Source organism: Pseudomonas sp. NFPP24, from assembly GCF_900112095.1.
GTDB classification, from domain to species: domain Bacteria; phylum Pseudomonadota; class Gammaproteobacteria; order Pseudomonadales; family Pseudomonadaceae; genus Aquipseudomonas; species Aquipseudomonas extremorientalis.
In genome coordinates, this window is sequence record NZ_FOKD01000019.1 from 24,305 (window position 1) to 40,992 (window position 16,688).

The 16,688-nt window shown below is 61.6% G+C and carries 11 protein-coding genes; 9 read left to right on the forward strand and 2 right to left on the reverse strand.

Annotated elements, in window-relative coordinates; genetic code table 11:
• The first annotated feature begins 110 nt into the window (after nucleotides 1–110).
• From BM026_RS27660 to BM026_RS27675, 4 genes are all read left to right on the forward strand, one after another.
• A complete protein-coding gene (locus tag BM026_RS27660) occupies nucleotides 111–1,022 on the forward strand; it encodes an SDR family oxidoreductase (protein ID WP_093530780.1) in 912 nt (303 codons plus the stop codon).
• 482 nt (nucleotides 1,023–1,504) lie between these two features.
• Nucleotides 1,505–3,295 carry a DUF1302 domain-containing protein gene (locus tag BM026_RS27665; RefSeq protein ID WP_058426769.1) on the forward strand — a complete coding sequence of 597 codons (1,791 nt, stop codon included), beginning with the start codon at nucleotides 1,505–1,507 and terminating at the stop codon, nucleotides 3,293–3,295.
• Nucleotides 3,296–3,321: 26 nt separating this feature from the next.
• The gene (locus BM026_RS27670; RefSeq protein ID WP_071489197.1) at nucleotides 3,322–4,680 is read left to right on the forward strand and encodes a DUF1329 domain-containing protein; all 1,359 of its coding nucleotides are present in this window, start codon (nucleotides 3,322–3,324) and stop codon (nucleotides 4,678–4,680) included.
• 160 nt (nucleotides 4,681–4,840) lie between these two features.
• A complete protein-coding gene (locus tag BM026_RS27675; RefSeq protein ID WP_093530781.1) occupies nucleotides 4,841–7,336 on the forward strand; it encodes a LuxR C-terminal-related transcriptional regulator in 2,496 nt (831 codons plus the stop codon).
• Here BM026_RS27675 and BM026_RS27680 read toward each other — a convergent pair.
• The gene (locus BM026_RS27680; protein WP_093128292.1) at nucleotides 7,333–8,208 is read right to left on the reverse strand and encodes a helix-turn-helix domain-containing protein; all 876 of its coding nucleotides are present in this window, start codon (nucleotides 8,206–8,208) and stop codon (nucleotides 7,333–7,335) included. The genes BM026_RS27675 and BM026_RS27680 overlap by 4 nt on opposite strands.
• Nucleotides 8,209–8,346: 138 nt before the next feature.
• Here BM026_RS27680 and BM026_RS27685 point away from each other — a divergent pair, with 138 nt between their 5' ends.
• Nucleotides 8,347–9,249, forward strand: a complete 903-nt coding sequence (locus tag BM026_RS27685) for a DMT family transporter (RefSeq protein WP_093530783.1) — start codon at nucleotides 8,347–8,349, stop codon at nucleotides 9,247–9,249.
• Nucleotides 9,250–9,360: 111 nt separating this feature from the next.
• Here BM026_RS27685 and norR read toward each other — a convergent pair whose 3' ends face one another.
• On the reverse strand, nucleotides 9,361–10,884 hold the full coding sequence (norR, locus tag BM026_RS27690) for a nitric oxide reductase transcriptional regulator NorR (RefSeq protein ID WP_093128297.1): 1,524 nt from the start codon (nucleotides 10,882–10,884) through the stop codon (nucleotides 9,361–9,363).
• 147 nt (nucleotides 10,885–11,031) lie between these two features.
• Between norR and hmpA the strand changes: the two genes are divergently transcribed.
• The 4 genes from hmpA (at nucleotide 11,032) to cyoB (ending at nucleotide 16,687) form a co-directional block, all read left to right on the forward strand.
• Entirely contained in the window at nucleotides 11,032–12,213 is a 1,182-nt protein-coding gene (hmpA, locus tag BM026_RS27695; RefSeq protein ID WP_093530785.1) for an NO-inducible flavohemoprotein, read from the forward strand.
• Between the two features lie 213 nt (nucleotides 12,214–12,426).
• Complete coding sequence (locus BM026_RS27700) at nucleotides 12,427–12,933, forward strand: disulfide bond formation protein B (protein WP_058426762.1); 507 nt, start codon at nucleotides 12,427–12,429, stop codon at nucleotides 12,931–12,933.
• A 790-nt stretch (nucleotides 12,934–13,723) separates the two neighbouring features.
• Nucleotides 13,724–14,665 carry a ubiquinol oxidase subunit II gene (gene cyoA, locus BM026_RS27710; RefSeq protein WP_071489203.1) on the forward strand — a complete coding sequence of 314 codons (942 nt, stop codon included), beginning with the start codon at nucleotides 13,724–13,726 and terminating at the stop codon, nucleotides 14,663–14,665.
• A 3-nt stretch (nucleotides 14,666–14,668) separates the two neighbouring features.
• Nucleotides 14,669–16,687, forward strand: coding sequence for a cytochrome o ubiquinol oxidase subunit I (cyoB, locus tag BM026_RS27715; protein ID WP_071489204.1), 2,019 nt, complete (start codon nucleotides 14,669–14,671; stop codon nucleotides 16,685–16,687).
• Nucleotide 16,688: the final 1 nt, after the last annotated feature.

The window sequence follows — 16,688 nt, forward strand, 5'->3', positions numbered from 1 at the left end:
ACTATCCCTGCGCCTTATCGAGCACCATTCAGCCCTGGCCGGCTTTATTGTGACCTGCGCCCCCGTGCCTGACACTCGACCCATTCCCATCGTCGCCATTGGAGTTCGGTATGAGTGAGTCAGTGCAGTTCCAGGATAAGGTCGTGATCGTCACCGGCGCCGGCGGCGGATTGGGCCGGGCCCATGCGCTGCTGTTCGCCAGGCACGGTGCCAAAGTACTGGTCAACGATCTCGGCGGTTCCACCCAAGGTGAGGGCGCCAATGCGTCGGCGGCCGATCGGGTGGTGGCCGAGATTCGCGAAGCGGGCGGTATCGCCGAGGCCAACCACGACTCTGTCACCGACGGTGACAAGATCGTGCAGAGCGCCCTCGATGCGTTCGGGCGTATCGATGTGGTGGTCAACAACGCCGGGATCCTGCGCGACAAGACGTTCCACAAAATGGAGGACAGCGACTGGGACCTGGTTTATCGGGTGCATGTCGAAGGCGCCTACAAAGTCACCCGCGCTGCCTGGCCCCATCTGCGTGAGCAAGGGTATGGCCGGGTGATCTTCACCGCGTCCACCTCGGGTATCTACGGCAACTTCGGCCAGTCCAACTACGGCATGGCCAAGCTCGGCCTGTATGGGCTGACCCGCACCCTGGCGCTGGAAGGGCGCAAGAACAACATCCTGGTCAATGCCATCGCCCCCACCGGCGGCACCCGCATGACCGAAGGCCTGATCCCGCCGCAAGTGTTCGAGCGCCTCAAGCCGGAGCTGGTCAGCCCGCTGGTGGTGTACCTGGGCAGCGAGGCATGCCAGGAAACCTCGGGGTTGTTTGAAGTGGGCGGCGGTTGGATCGGCAAGACCCGCTGGGAACGCAGCCTGGGCGTTGGCTTTGATCCGGAGGCGGGGTTTTCGCCCGAAGACGTGGCTGCGCACTGGCAGCAGATCTGTGACTTCGAAGGCGCCGTTCACCCCAAGGACAACATCGAGGCGTTGAAGGAAATGATGGCCAACTTGCAGAAATACAGCCTGTGATCGTTGCTTGAAAAAGCTTTAATCCTGCGGGGCGCTGATGGCGCCCCATTTTATTCAGGGCAAAAAAAAGCCGCTGCAAACGCAGCGGCTGAAGTCAGACGTTGGATCAAGGAGCGACAAATCAACGTCAGTGAACACCGGTAACAGATTGAAAGCAGGCCTCAATCCATTTGAATCTGGCTTTTCTTCCGGTCGGGGAAGCGGGCCGTCTGCCCTGAAAGCCCGGTAAGAATAGTCGTTTGTAACAGGATGAGTAATGCCGGTTCGTGACAAGGACTGTTACCAAAACAGCAATAGTTGGGCTGCGCGTCATCCATTCTCCTGATAACCCCTTATCCACCCGCTGCATGCCCGCGCCCAAACCCCGGCCAGAGCGCCTTGTCATCCTTTCGAGCGACAACACGAATCCCTCCTTGGTGCGCTTATCGCTCCTGAGACGCGGCAGTAGGGTGGGGCCTTCTGTCACTCACCGGGGAAGACGCATGACAAGAACAACAATGCGCGCCATCTTCAGGCCACAGGCGCTGGCCGCTGCGGTTGCGTTGGGGTGCTGTGCCCAGGCACAGGCTGTTTCGTTCAACATTGGCGAGATCGAAGGGCAATTCGATTCTTCGCTGTCGGTGGGCGCGAGCTGGGGCATGCGCGACGCCGACAAGAAGCTGGTGGGCACCGTCAACGGCGGTACTGGCCAGGCGTCTACCGGCGATGACGGACGCCTGAACTTCAAGAAGGGCGAGACCTTCTCCAAGATCTTCAAGGGTATTCACGACCTGGAGCTCAAGTACGGTGACAGCGGCGTCTTCGTGCGCGGCAAGTACTGGTACGACTTCGAGTTGCAGGACGAAGACCGCGAGTTCAAGCAGATCAGCAATCACCATCGTGACGAGGGCGCGCGTTCTTCGGGCTATGAATTGCTCGATGCCTTCGTTTATCACAACTACTCCATCGGCGATCAACCGGGCAACGTGCGCCTCGGCAAGCAAGTGGTCAGCTGGGGTGAGAGCACCTTTATCGGTAACTCTATCAACAGCATCAACCCCATCGACGTTTCGGCTTTCCGTCGCCCTGGTGCAGAGATCAAGGAAGGGCTGATCCCGGTGAACATGCTGTTCGCCTCCCAAAGCCTGACCAACCAACTGACAGTGGAAGGCTTCTACCAGCTCAACTGGGAAAACACCGTGCTGGATAACTGCGGCACCTTCTTTGGTGGGGATGTGGCGGCCCATGGCTGTAATGACAACTACACGGTGGGCAACCCGGCGATTGCGCCGTTGCAGCCCGTCGCCGCCGCGTTCGGGCAAGGCTTTCAAGTGACCCGTGAAGGGGTGATCGTACAGCGTGCACAGGATCGTGACGCCCGTGACAGTGGCCAATTCGGTACGGCGTTGCGTTGGTTGGGGGATGACACCGAATACGGCCTGTACTTCATGAACTACCACAGCCGCACACCGACGGTGGGCACCATCACCAACAATACGAGCCTGGCCCGGCTCGGTGCGATCGCCGGTGCAGCCAATGGCATCGCGCCCGGCTCCGGCGCAGGCCTGGTCCAGAGCCTGATGCTCGGTCGTGGCCAGTACTACCTGGACTACCCGGAAGATATCCGCCTGTTCGGTGCGAGCTTCTCCACCACCTTGCCCACCGGCACGGCGTGGACCGGCGAGATCAGCTATCGCCCCAATGCCCCGGTGCAACTCAACACCACTGACCTGACCCTGGCCCTGATCAACCCGGTCGCCGGGCAACTGGCCTCGCCGATCCGCAGCAACTTCGGTGACGACAACAAAGGCTACCGGCGCAAGGAAATCACCCAGATCCAAAGCACCATGACCCAGTTCTTCGACCAGGTGCTGGGCGCCGAACGCCTGACCCTGGTGGGCGAAGCGGCCTACGTGCACGTCGGCGGGCTGGAAGACAAATCCAAGCTGCGTTATGGCCGCGACTCGGTGTACGGCGCCTATGGCTTCCAGGGTGACACCGACGGTTTTGTCACGGCCAACTCCTGGGGGTACCGCGCCCGGGCGATCCTTGACTACAACAACGCCATTGCCGGGGTGAACCTCAAGCCCAACCTGTCCTGGTCCCATGACGTGGCGGGCTACGGCCCCAACGGCTTGTTCAACAAAGGCGCCAAGGCCATCAGCGTCGGCGTGGATGCGGATTACCGCAGCACCTACACCGCCAGCCTCAGCTACACCGACTTCTTCGGCGGCGACTACAACACTCTCACCGACCGCGACTTCATCGCCCTCAGCTTCGGCGCGAACTTCTGATCTGGCTTAAGGAAGGACAAGACTCTATGCGTAAGATAATTGCGGTAATGGCCCTCAGCCTGTTGGCGGCCCACGTCATGGCGGCGGTGTCGCCGGAAGAGGCGGCCAAGCTCGGCACCACCCTGACCCCGGTGGGCGCCGAAAAAGCCGGCAATGCCGATGGCTCGATCCCGGCCTGGACCGGCGGCATCCCGAAAAACGCCGGCGCAGTGGACAGCAAGGGCTTCCTGGCCGATCCGTTCGCCAGTGAAAAACCGTTGTTCGTGATCACCGCAGCCACCGTCGACAAATACAAGGACAAGCTTTCCGACGGCCAGGTGGCGATGTTCAAGCGCTACCCCGAGACCTACAAGATCCCGGTGTACCCGACTCACCGCACGGTCAACCTGCCGCCGGAGATCTACGAGTCGATCAAGCGCAGCGCGTTGAACGTCAAGCCGATCAACGACGGCAATGGCCTCGAAGGGTTCACCGGCAACCGCTACTACGCGTTCCCGATTCCGAAGAACGGCGTGGAGGTGTTGTGGAACCACATCACCCGTTACCACGGCGGCAACCTGCGCCGCATCATCACCCAGGCCACCCCGCAGACCAACGGCAGCTACACGCCGATCCGCTTCGAGGAAGAGGTGGCGGTGCCGCAACTGATCCCCGACATGGACCCGGCGAAGGCGGCCAACGTACTGACCTTCTTCAAGCAGTCGGTGACGGCGCCGGCGCGCCTGGCGGGCAACGTACTGCTGGTGCATGAAACCCTCGACCAGGTGAAGGAGCCACGCCTGGCGTGGATCTACAATGCCGGCCAGCGTCGCGTGCGCCGGGCGCCGCAAGTGGCGTACGACGGGCCGGGCACCGCCTCCGACGGCCTGCGCACCTCGGACAACTTCGACATGTTCTCCGGCGCGCCGGACCGCTACGACTGGAAGCTGGTGGGCAAGAAGGAGATGTACATCCCCTACAACAGCTACAAGCTGGACCAGCCGACGCTCAAGTACGACGACATCATCAAGGCCGGCCACATCAACCAGGACCTGACCCGTTATGAGCTGCACCGCGTGTGGGAAGTGGTCGGCACGGTCAAGCCGAGTGAGCGGCACATCTACGCCAAGCGCCACATGTACATCGACGAAGACAGCTGGCAGGTGGCGCTGGTGGATCACTACGACGGCCGTGGCCAACTGTGGCGGGTCGCCGAAGGCCATGCGCAGTTCTACTACGACCACCAGACCCCGGCCTACACCGTGGAAACCCTGTACGACATCATCGCCGGGCGCTACATCGCGCTGGGCATGAAGAACGAGGAGAAGAGCAGCTTCGTGTTCGGGTTCAATGCCAAGGCGGCGGATTACACCCCGGCTGCGCTGAGGGCCGAAGGCGTTCGCTGATCCCGATGTGAAATCAAAATGTGGGAGGGGGAAAGCCTCTCCCACATTGGGTTTTATGCATGGCTGGAAATCACCCCGCTGAATACTTCTTCAACAACCACCAACCACAGGACTAGGGTAGGCGTCACGTTGCATAACAATAAGAACGCAGGATGCAGCAATGACCGCCATGACACGCTGCCTGGACCGTCCTGGATTCATGCCTCGGCTGTCCGCCCACCATCTGTTGCGCCCACGCCTGGCCGAGCCTTTGCTCGCCGCGCCGGTCAGGGTCAAGTTGCTGTGCGCCCCCGGCGGCAGTGGCAAGAGTGCGTTGCTGGCCGAATGCGCGTTACAGGCGCCCGCGGAATGCCAGGTGTACTGGTTGCCGCTCAATGGCGTCGCCCTGAGCCCCCTCGACCTTTGCCGGCGCCTGGCGCAAAACCTCGGCTTGGCGTTCACTGACGAAGCCACGCTGCTGTCGGATCTTGGCCGCTGGCCAACATCGGCATGGGTGTTCCTCGATGATTTCTGCCGCTTGCCCACCCCAGAAACCGATGCCTTGCTCGACCGCCTGCTCACGGCAAGCAGCCCCTCGTTGACCTGGTGGCTGGGGGCGCGGCGCCGTCCAGCCTGCAACTGGCCGCGCCTGCTGCTCGACGATGAGTTGCTGGAGGGCGGCACTGAGTTGGCGTTCACCCTTGAAGAAATTCAGCAACTGCTCCCGCTGGGGCAGTCACCGGACAGCGTGTTTCAGTTCAGCGCCGGCTGGTGTGCCGGCGTGCGCATTGCGTTGCTGGGGGACGGCCATCCGCAGAAAACCTTGCTCGATTATTTGCAGCACGAACTGTTCAGCACTTTGCCGCCCGAGCTGACGGAAGCCTGGCGCGTGCTGGCACACATGCCACGCTTTAATCCGGGATTGTGCGAGCACTTGTTCGGCTTTGGCGACGGTGACCACTACCTGCGCGAGCTGCAGGCCCTCGGCGCCTTTATCCAGCCTTGGGAAGATACCGAGTGGTTGCAGGTTTTCCCGCCGCTTGCCCGGCTGATACGCGATGACCCCTGGCCGGCCAAGCGTTCCTGGCATCGGCGTGCCTGCCAGTGGTTCACCGCCGAACAGGACTGGCAGGCCGCGTTCGAGCACGCGCTGCTGGCCGAAGAATACGAGGTGGCGGTCAGCCTGCTACAGCACTTCAGTTTCGAAGACCTGTTCCGCCAGCAGAACGCCGTATTGCTGCTGCGCTTGCATGAAGAGCATGGTGAAGAGTTGATGCTCGGCTCGGCGCAACTGGTGGGGCTGGTGACGGCGGCGTTGCTGTTCGCCGGGCGCTTCGACCAGGCCGCGCAATGCATCGACCAGTTGGCACGGTTTGCGCCGCAACCGACGGCGGTGCAACAACGCTACCTGCTGGCGCGCTGGCAGGCGCAGTGGGGTTGGCTGCTGCACTTGGGCGGCGATGCCGAGCGCTCCCGCGAACATTTCCTCGAAGCGCTGCAAGCCTTGCCCGACAGCGCCTGGACGTCGCGGCTGATGTGCCTGTCGGGCCTCACCCAGCAAGCGTTGCTGCGCGGCGAACTGGACGTGGCCCAGGCGCTGAGCCGCGAAGCGTTATGCCTGGCCCGCGCCCATGGATCGTTGCTGCTCGAGGCCTTGCTTGAGCTGGATCACGCGCAGTTGCTGGAGCAGCGCGGCGCCCCGTATCGCGCGCAGAGCCTGCTGGAGAATGTGCAGGCGATGTTGCTCAAGCAACGCCTGAAAGCCGGGCCGCTGGTGGGGCGTATCGCCCTGCGACGCGGGCACCTGGCGCTGCGTCAGGGCCAGGACAGCCTGGCTGCCGAGTGCTTCGAGAGCGGCATGAAGATGTGCCTGCACAGCCAGGACAAGCGCGTGCTCTACGGGTTTCTCGGCCTGGCCCTGCTGGCCGCCAACCGTGGTGACTACGCCGGGGCCTTTGTGCAACTGCGCGAGGCCGAACGCTTGATGCAACAGCGCCAGGTCCCCGACACGGTGTACCGCGCGGTGCTGCTGTTGGTCAGCGGGCATTTCTGGTTGCAGCAGGGGCGCGCCGAGTTGACGGTGGAAGCGGTGCGTCGTGTGCTTCGCCACTTTCGTGGTCCCCAGGCCAAACAGGCGCCGCCGGCCACCCTGGAACTGATCCCGCGCCTGGAATACTTGCTGGTGCTGGCGGAAGTGAAGCTGGGCTGCGCCGAGCAACCGGTGGCGCGTATGACGGCTTTGCTGGAGGCGGCCCATCAACGCGGCATGCTCTGCCTGGAAACCGAATTGCACCTGGTACTGGGTGAGGTCGCCTGGCAAGTCGGCGACCCAGGTCAGGCGCGCCGCTCGCTGCAAACCGGGCTTGAGCTGGCGGCGCGCTGCCAGGTGCAGCAGGCGATTCGCGAACTGCGGTTGCGCTCGCCGGGGTTGCTCAGTGAGTTGGGCATGGAGCCCCAGGCCGCCGTGTCGGGCACGGCGGAGAATCCCCTGAGCCAACGCGAGCTGGAAGTGCTGCAGTTGATCGCCCTGGGCAACTCCAACCTGGAAATCGCCGACCGCCTGTTTATCTCCCTGCACACCGTCAAGACCCATGCGCGGCGCATCCACAGCAAGCTGGGGGTGGAGCGGCGTACGCAAGCGGTGGCCAAGGCCAAGACCCTGGGGTTGATGACCTAGGCGCTGAAGGCCTGGCGATATTCGCCGGGGGTGGCACCCATGGCCTGGCGGAAGCGATGGGTGAAGTGGCTGGCGCTGGAGAAACCGCAGATCAACGCGACTTCACTCAAGGGCAGGGCGCCGCTGCGCAGCAGCGCCTGGGCGCGGGTCAGGCGGCGCGCCAGCAGGTACTGATGGGGCGGCAGGCCGAAGCTCTGGCGGAACATCCGCGCGAAATGGTATTCCGAGAGTGCGCACAGGCCGGCCAGTTGGCCCAGGCTGATCGGGTCTTCCAGGTGCTGGTCGATGTACTCCACCAACAGCCGCCGCTGGTACGCCGCCAGCCCGCCTTTAAGGCGCAGCCCGTCGCGTGCGCCCACTTGGCTGAGCAGCGTGTGGCTGAGCATTTCATGGGCCAGGCTGCTGGTCAGCAGGCGCTCGGCGGGTTCTTGCCAGTTCAGCGCAATCAGCTGGTGAAAGCGTCGCGCCTGGCCGGCATCTTCCAGAAAGGTGCTTTCGCGCAATTGCAGGGCGCGCGGTTCGCGGTCGAGCAGGGTAACGCAACCGAGAGCGAATTGCTCCGGGCTGAAATACACGTGGGCCAGGCGGATCTCGCCGTTGATCACCCAGGCTGACTGGTGTTCGGCGGGCAGGATGCACAGTTTGTCGGGGCCGCCCTTGGTGCCGGGTTGGTCGCGCCGAAACGTGCCGGTGCCGCCGCCGATGTAGCAGGATAACGTGTGATGGCTGGGGGCCTGGTAGTCCTGCGAGTCGTGATGGTTGCTCCACAGCGCCGCAGACAAGCCGTCACCGAGCTCGGCGCAGGCTTCGAGGCGTGCGTTGGGCGAACGGTTAAGCGCTTGGAAGACTTGCAGGGATTCCAGATCTGGCATGGTTCGTACTCTCCGACGCCTTGCATCCTACTCCGCAGGGTTATTGCTGTGATCCCATTGGCCGACAAAAGCGCAAGATTGTGCAAGAGCGCATCCCAGGCCGGCGGCCACACTGTGGCTCAACCGATGGAGCCCGCTATGAACCTTTCTCTGTATTTACTCACCGTGCTGATCTGGGGCACCACCTGGATCGCCCTCAAATGGCAGTTGGGCGTGGTGGCGATTCCTGTGTCCATCGTCTATCGCTTCGCCCTGGCGGCGTTGGTGCTGTTTGCGCTGTTGCTGGTGAGCCGCAGGTTGCAGGTGATGAACCGACGCGGGCACCTGATCTGTCTGGCCCAGGGGCTGTGCCTGTTTTGCGTGAACTTCATGTGCTTCCTCACGGCCAGCCAATGGATCCCCAGCGGGTTGGTGGCGGTGGTGTTTTCCACGGCCACGCTGTGGAACGCGCTGAACGCCCGGGTGTTTTTTGGCCAGCGGGTGGCGCGCAATGTGTTGATGGGCGGCGGCCTCGGTCTGGCGGGGTTGGGCCTGCTGTTCTGGCCGGAGCTGGTGGGGCACACCGCCAGCCCGCAGACCTTGCTTGGCCTGGGCTTGGCGTTGCTGGGGACGATGTGCTTCTCGGCCGGCAATATGCTGTCCAGCCTGCAGCAGAAGGCCGGGCTCAAGCCGCTGACTACCAATGCCTGGGGGATGGCCTATGGATCGGCGATGCTGGCGGCTTACTGCGCGGTGCGCGGGATTCCCTTCGAGATGGACTGGAGTGCGCGCTACATCGGTGCGCTGGGGTACCTGGTGATTCCAGGTTCGGTGATCGGCTTTACCGCGTACCTGACGCTGGTCGGGCGCATGGGGCCGGAACGTGCGGCCTATTGCACCGTGCTGTTCCCGGTGGTGGCGCTGAATGTGTCGGCGTTTGCCGAGGGGTATCAGTGGACCGCACCGGCGTTGGCGGGGTTGGTGCTGGTGATGCTGGGTAATGTGCTGGTGTTTCGTAAGCCCAAGCCAGCGAGCCCGGCCTCCAAGGCAAAGGCAATCTAAAAATGTGGGAGGGGGCTTGCCCCCGATAGCGGTGTGACAGCCAGCCCATCCAGCACTGATCCCCTGCCATCGGGGGCAAGCCCCCTCCCACATGTGAACCAGTTGCCTGGGTTATTTGAGGCCCAGGCGCTTGGCCATCCGCCCGAGGTTGGCACGGTCCAGGCCCAGTTCGCGGGCGGCACTGGCCCAGTTGTGCTGGTGGCGTTCCAGGCAGGCGCTGATGATCTGGCGCTGAAAGTGTTCGGTGGCCTGGCGCAGGTCGCCGGTCACCGGGGCGACCGCCTCGGAGGATTCTTCAACCAGCGGTGCGCTGACATCGGGCAGGTCCAGGTCCTGGGCGTTCAGGCTGAGAATCTTCGGACGCTCGCGACAGTTACCCAGCGCCTTGAGTGCGCTGCGTCCGATCAAGTGTTCCAGCTCCCGCACATTGCCCGGCCAGTTATAGGCCAACAGTGCCGCCTGGGCATCGCTGGTCAGGCGCAGGCTGCCCAGGCCCATGCGCGAGCGGTTCTGCTCCAGGAAGAAACCGGCCAGCAGCAACACATCGCGTCCGCGCTCACGCAGCGCCGGGACCTGCAGCGGGTACACACTGAGGCGGTGGTAGAAGTCGGCGCGGTAGCGACCGTTGCGTACCTCGTCGGCCAGGTCGCGGTTGGTGGCGGCGATCAGGCGCACATCGACCTGGTGTTCCTTGTCCGAGCCCAGGCGTTGCAGCTGGCCGCTTTGCAAAACGCGCAGCAGCTTGGCCTGTACGGTCAGTGACAGTTCGCCCACTTCATCCAGGAACAGCGTGCCGCCGTTGGCCAGTTCGAACTTGCCACGACGTTCGTTCAACGCGCCGGTAAAGGCGCCGCGTACGTGGCCGAACAACTCGCTCTCCACCAGGGTTTCCGGCAGGGCGGCGCAGTTGAGGCTGATCAGCGGTTTGTCGGCGCGGGTTGAGGCGGCGTGGATGGCCTGGGCCACCAGCTCCTTGCCCACGCCGGTTTCACCGGTGATCAGCACGGTGAGGTCGCTGCCGCCCACCAGCTTGATTTCCTCGACCAGGCGCTTGTGGGGTTTGCTCTGGCCGATCATTTCCTTGTGCTGTTGGCCGCTGGCCTCGCGGTAGATTTCGGCGCGCAGGACCAAGTGTTCGATACGTTCGGCGACGTTCACGGTGGCGGCAGCGAGACTGGCGAACGCCTGCAGGGCGTCCAGTTCCACGCGTTCGAAACGCTCGGTATCGAGGGCGTCCAGCGTCAGCAGGCCCCAGGGCTGGTCGTCGACGAACAGCGGGCAACCCATGCAATCGTGTACTTCCAGGTGCCCGTGCAAACCATCGACCAGACCGTCGTAGGGGTCGGGTAATTCGCTGTCGCTGTCAAAGCGCGTGGGGCCGGGGCTGCCGAGCAGCACGGCAAAGCGCGGGTGCTCGCTGACCTTGAAGCGCCGACCCAGGGTGTCGGCGCTGAGCCCGTCCACCGCCAGCGGCACCAGCCACTCGCCGTCCAGGCGCAACAGCGCGGCGGCGTCGCAGGGCAACAGGGCGCGCATGGCTTGCAGCAGGCGGCGGTAACGTTCGCCCTCGGGCAGTTCGCGGGACAGGTCGGCGACCAGGGGCAGCAGGGTGGTGAGCAGCGATTGCGCAGTCATAATGACTCCTTGTAGTCCTAATGACTATAATCTGTAGGAGGTCATACTGACTACATATTAATTAACTCATTGAAAATAAACGGATTCTTTGTTGGCACGAATACTGAGTAGATAAGGACAATCAGTAAAGAAGCCCAGGAGGCTCCCATGCTTAGTGCCCAAGACCGTGCCATCGTCAAATCCACCGTGCCCCTGCTGGAAAGCGGCGGTGAAGCGCTGATCACCCATTTCTACCGCATGATGCTGTCCGAGTACCCGGAAGTCCGCCCGCTGTTCAACCAGGCTCACCAGGCCAGCGGCGACCAGCCCCGTGCCCTGGCCAATGGCGTGTTGATGTACGCGCGACATATCGACCAGCTCGACCAGTTGGGCGACCTGGTGGCCAAGATCATCAACAAGCACGTGGCCCTGCAGATCCTGCCGGAGCATTACCCGATCGTCGGTGCCTGCCTGCTGCGTGCGATTTGCGAAGTGCTGGGCAGCGAGATTGCCACCCCTGAAGTCATGAGTGCCTGGGGCGCGGCCTACGGCCAACTGGCGGATATCCTGATCGGCGCCGAAGCTGCGATCTACGCCGAAAAAGCCCAGGCACCCGGTGGCTGGCGGGGGGCGCGGCCGTTTATCGTGGTCAAGCGCGTGGTCGAGAGCGACGAGATCATCTCCTTCTACTTTGCCCCTGTGGACAATGGCCCGATCCTCGCGGCCGCGCCGGGCCAGTACATCGGCATGAAGCTGGTGCTCGACGGTGAGGAAGTGCGCCGCAACTACTCCCTGTCGGCGTTGACCGATAGCGGGATGTATCGCATCAGCGTCAAGCGCGAAGCGGGTGGCCGGGTGTCCAACTACCTGCACGACCAACTGCATGTCGGTGCGACCATCGACCTGTTCACGCCGTCGGGCGAGTTCACCCTGGCGGCCAGCGATAAGCCGCTGGTACTGATCAGCGGCGGGGTAGGGATCACACCCACCCTGCCAATGCTCGAAGCCGCCCTGGCCACCGAGCGCCCGGTGCACTTTATCCACTGTGCACGTAACGGCGGCGTACATGCGTTTCGTGACTGGGTGGACGCCCTGGCGGCGAAGCATCCGCAACTCAAGCGCTTCTACTGCTACACCGAAGACGATGGGGTGAGCCCTGCGGCGGACAAGGTGGGTTTGCTCAGCCAGGAACAACTGGCCGCCTGGCTGCCCGAGCAGCGCGACCTGGACGCCTACTTCCTCGGCCCTAAAGGCTTCATGGTCGCGATCAAGCGCCACCTCAAGGCCCTGGGCGTGCCTGAGCAGCAAAGCCGCTACGAATTCTTTGGCCCGGCTGCGGCGCTGGAATAGGGTTTAGCCGATACACCGGGTCGGCATCATCGCAGTTCAGCCCGGCTCCCACAGGGGATCGCATTCCTCTGTGGGAGCCGGGCTTGCCCGCGATGGCGTCCGCCCCGTCACAACATTTCTCTGGATTAATCCGCTGTTAACCCCCCTCTGTTTAAACGGTGGCCTGTGTGTAAACTTGCGCCCATTGGCACAACCAAACAAAGGGATACGGGGATGAGTGACGAATTGCGTTTAGGCAGGGAGCGGCGCTTTCTGGTGTTGCTGGGCATCATCTGCCTGGCGTTGATCGGCGGTGCGTTGTACATGCAGGTGGTACTCGGCGAGGCGCCATGCCCGCTGTGCATCCTGCAACGCTATGCCTTGCTGTTGATCGCGATCTTCGCGTTCATCGGCGCGGCCATGCGTAAAAAAGGTGCGATCACGCTGTTCGAAGGCCTGGTAGTGCTCAGCGCCCTTGGCGGTGTCGCCGCCGCCGGTCATCACGTGTACACCCAGTTCTTCCCCCAGGTCAGTTGCGGCATCGATGTACTGCAACCGATCGTCGATGACCTGCCGCTGGCCAAGGTGTTCCCCCTGGGCTTCCAGGTCGATGGCTTCTGCAGCACACCGTACCCGCCCGTACTGGGGCTTTCCCTGGCGCAATGGGCATTGGTGGCCTTCGTGCTGACCGTGATCCTGGTACCGCTGGGCATCTATCGCAATCGCCAGCGCAAAGCCTGAATCATTCACTCAAACGCCCCGGCGCTTCTTCATGAAGGCCGGGGCGTTTTTGCGTGTGGGAATTTGTGAACGGAACGTGACGCCGGACAATTTTGGGTGCGCGCAGTGTGCGACATGTTGTCACACGGAAGCCGCCGCAGGACGATTCTGACCCGCCGAACACCCGCTTAAATTTGCATAAAACCGCCAAGATGTGCTGTCAGTTCGTGGTGCTGGGAAGGCCGCGCACCTCGCGCCGCGCCAGGGATTTGGTGATGTCCGAATGCCTTGTTTTATGGGGGGTTGCATCGGTTTGGCAGCCCCTTACACGCGGTAAGGGGGGCGGCAGGCTGCCCTATAACACGGCAATTTTTGTGGTTTTTGTTGAGAATCGAACACGATAAGATCGCGAACCGTTGCAATAATGGTGAAGTATTATTGCTGTAATCGATAAAAATTATTTCTTTATAAGACATGGTTTATACATCGCTAGCTAACTACAATCGCCCGCACTGAATGTCCGGTGCTGTTCAATATTTGAGCACTGGAGCGGTCGAAGGGCAGATGGACGGCCTGTGCGACCCCAAGGTTCCGGCAGCCTTTCAACTATCCGCACCAAATGGAATTGGTCTGTAACAAGGCCTTTAACCACGAAATCGAATAAGAACTCACCGCAGGTCCGTGAAACGTTCCCTTATGACGTGATGGGCAGGCTCTTATTCAATCGAAGAGAAATGCCAACCCTTGGCAGGGTGAAGTGTTGGCGATCAAAACCCAACTGCATTGCGCAAGCTGCTTTAGAGGTCGTGAGATGAGTAAAAACAGGTACCCCCGATTACTAGGCTTTTTGCCGCTGCTTGGCATGATGTTAATGCTGGGAGGCTGCAAGTGGACCTTGATGGACCCGAAAGGACAGATCGGTCTGGATCAACGAAACCTGATCATCACCGCCACCCTGCTGATGCTGCTGGTCGTGGTTCCTGTGATCATCATGACCTTCGCCTTCGCCTGGAAATACCGCGCGTCGAACACCAGCGCGACCTACGCGCCGAAGTGGTCGCACTCCACCAAGATCGAAATCGCGGTGTGGCTGGTCCCGATCCTCATCATCATCGCCCTGGGTTACATCACCTATAAGTCGACCCACGAGCTGGACCCGTACCGTCCGCTGGAGTCCGACGTCAAGCCGATCAACATCGAAGTGGTCGCGCTGGACTGGAAGTGGCTGTTCATCTACCCGGACCTGGGTATCGCCACGGTCAACGAGATCAAGTTCCCCGAGCACACCCCGCTCAACTTCCGGATCACCTCCGACGCCGTGATGAACTCGTTCTTCATCCCTGCCCTGGGTGGCCAGATCTACGCGATGGCAGGCATGCAGACCCGCCTGCACCTGATCGCCAACGAAAAAGCTGAAATGGAAGGCATCTCCGCGAACTACAGCGGCGCTGGCTTCACCGGCATGAAATTCAAAGCGATCTCGACGAGCCAGGAAGATTTCAACGCCTGGGTAGCCGAAGTCAAGGCCGCACCTAAACAGCTTGATCAAGCTGAATACGATGCCCTGACCAAACCGAGCCAGAACAACCCAGTCGCCCTGTACTCCGCGTATGAGCCGAACCTGTTTCAGAAAATCGTCGACAAGTACGAAGGTATGAAGCCAGGCAAGCCGGTCAAGCACGAGAAGAAAGAAGTGGCCGTGGTTGAAGGTTCTGACACGGGCTCGCATTCAACTGCTGGGGCAGAGGAGTAAACGATGTTTGGTAAATTAAGTTGGGATGCGGTCCCGTTCCACGAGCCGATCGTGATGGTGACCATCGCCATGATCGCGCTGGGTGGTCTGGCACTGTTTGCAGCAATCACTTATTTCAAGAAGTGGACCTACCTGTGGACCGAGTGGCTGACGTCCGTCGACCACAAGAAAATCGGCGTCATGTACGTCATCGTTGCCATGGTCATGCTGCTGCGTGGTTTTGCCGACGCCATCATGATGCGTACCCAGTTGGCCATGGCCACCGAGGGTTCGCCTGGCTACCTGCCACCTGAACACTATGACCAGATCTTCACCGCCCACGGTGTGATCATGATCATCTTCATGGCGATGCCATTCTTCACCGGCCTGATGAACCTTGCCTTGCCGCTGCAGATCGGTGCCCGTGACGTTGCCTACCCGTTCCTGAACTCCCTGAGCTTCTGGCTGCTGGTTTCCGGTGTTGTGCTGATCAACGTGTCCCTGGGCGTCGGCGAATTCGCCAAGACCGGTTGGGTTGCGTATCCGCCATTGTCGGGTATCCAGTACAGCCCGGGCGTGGGTGTGGACTACTACATCTGGGCGCTACAGTTATCAGGGCTCGGGACGACATTGACGGGGGTCAACTTCCTGGCCACCGTCCTGAAAATGCGCGCCCCTGGCATGAAACTGATGGACATGCCGATCTTCACCTGGACCTGCACCTGGGCCAACGTCCTGATCGTGGCTTCGTTCCCGATCCTGGCAGCTACCATGGCGCTGCTGTCGCTTGACCGTTACCTGGATTTCCACATTTTCACCAACGAACTTGGTGGCAATCCAATGATGTACGTGAACCTGTTCTGGGCATGGGGTCACCCTGAGGTGTACATCCTGATCCTGCCAGCGTTCGGTATCTTCTCCGAAGTGATCTCGACCTTTACCGGCAAGCGCCTGTTCGGTCACCACTCGATGGTCTACGCATCGGGCGCGATCTCCGTACTGGGCTTCATGGTGTGGCTGCACCACTTCTTCACCATGGGTTCGGGCGCCAGCGTCAACGCCTTCTTCGGCCTGGCGACGATGCTGATTTCCATCCCGACGGGGGTGAAGCTATTCAACTGGCTGTTCACCATCTACCACGGCCGTCTGCGTATCACCAGCCAGGTTCTGTGGACCCTGGGCTTCATGGTGACTTTCGCCATCGGCGGCATGACCGGCGTACTGCTGGCCATCCCGGGTGCTGACTTCGTCCTGCACAACAGCCTGTTCGTGATCGCTCACTTCCACAACGTGATCATCGGCGGTGCGGTATTCGGTTACATCGCTGGTTTCAGCTTCTACTTCCCGAAAGCGTTCGGCTTCAAGCTGCACGAAGGTTGGGGCAAGGCTGCATTCTGGTTCTGGATCTCGGGCTTCTTCGTCGCGTTCATGCCGCTCTACGCCTTGGGCTTCATGGGCATGACCCGTCGTCTGAACGCCACTACCAACCCTGAGTGGGTGCCGTACCTGTACGTCGCCATGTTCGGTGCGGTGATGATCGCCGTGGGTATCGCCTGCCAGCTGATCCAGCTGTACGTGAGTATCCGTGACCGTAAGCAGAACGCTTGCGAATCCGGCGACCCATGGAATGGCCACACCCTGGAATGGTCGACTTCGTCGCCACCGCCGTTCTACAACTTCGCCGTGATCCCTACCGCGAACACCATTGATGCGTTCACCGAAGCCAAGGAAGACGGTACTGCGTACCAGCGTCCGAAGCACTACGAACCGATCCACATGCCAAACAACACCGCCACTGGCGTGGTGATGGGCGCGTTGTTGACCGTGTTCGGTTTCGCGATGATCTGGCACATCTGGTGGCTGGCAATCGTGAGCCTGGTGGGCACTATCGGTTACTTCATCATTCACGCTGCCCGTGATGATCAAGGCTACATGGTGCCGGTCGAGACGATCGAGCGCATCGAAGCCGAGCAGCACGCTCGCCTGGTAGCCGAGAAGAAGATCCCGGCCAACCGTGTTGAAACCTCGTTGGAACAGGCTTAAA

Bases quoted from the DNA above. Each gene is read 5' to 3' on its own strand.
- BM026_RS27675 (WP_093530781.1), top strand. From the start codon at position 4,841: ATGACCGCCATGACACGCTGCCTGGACCGTCCTGGATTCATGCCTCGG.
- cyoB (WP_071489204.1), top strand. From the start codon at position 14,669: ATGTTTGGTAAATTAAGTTGGGATGCGGTCCCGTTCCACGAGCCGATC.
- norR (WP_093128297.1), bottom strand. From the start codon at position 10,884: ATGACTGCGCAATCGCTGCTCACCACCCTGCTGCCCCTGGTCGCCGAC.
- BM026_RS27670 (WP_071489197.1), top strand. From the start codon at position 3,322: ATGCGTAAGATAATTGCGGTAATGGCCCTCAGCCTGTTGGCGGCCCAC.
- BM026_RS27680 (WP_093128292.1), bottom strand. From the start codon at position 8,208: ATGCCAGATCTGGAATCCCTGCAAGTCTTCCAAGCGCTTAACCGTTCG.
- hmpA (WP_093530785.1), top strand. From the start codon at position 11,032: ATGCTTAGTGCCCAAGACCGTGCCATCGTCAAATCCACCGTGCCCCTG.
- cyoA (WP_071489203.1), top strand. From the start codon at position 13,724: ATGAGTAAAAACAGGTACCCCCGATTACTAGGCTTTTTGCCGCTGCTT.
- BM026_RS27665 (WP_058426769.1), top strand. From the start codon at position 1,505: ATGACAAGAACAACAATGCGCGCCATCTTCAGGCCACAGGCGCTGGCC.
- BM026_RS27700 (WP_058426762.1), top strand. From the start codon at position 12,427: ATGAGTGACGAATTGCGTTTAGGCAGGGAGCGGCGCTTTCTGGTGTTG.
- BM026_RS27685 (WP_093530783.1), top strand. From the start codon at position 8,347: ATGAACCTTTCTCTGTATTTACTCACCGTGCTGATCTGGGGCACCACC.
- BM026_RS27660 (WP_093530780.1), top strand. From the start codon at position 111: ATGAGTGAGTCAGTGCAGTTCCAGGATAAGGTCGTGATCGTCACCGGC.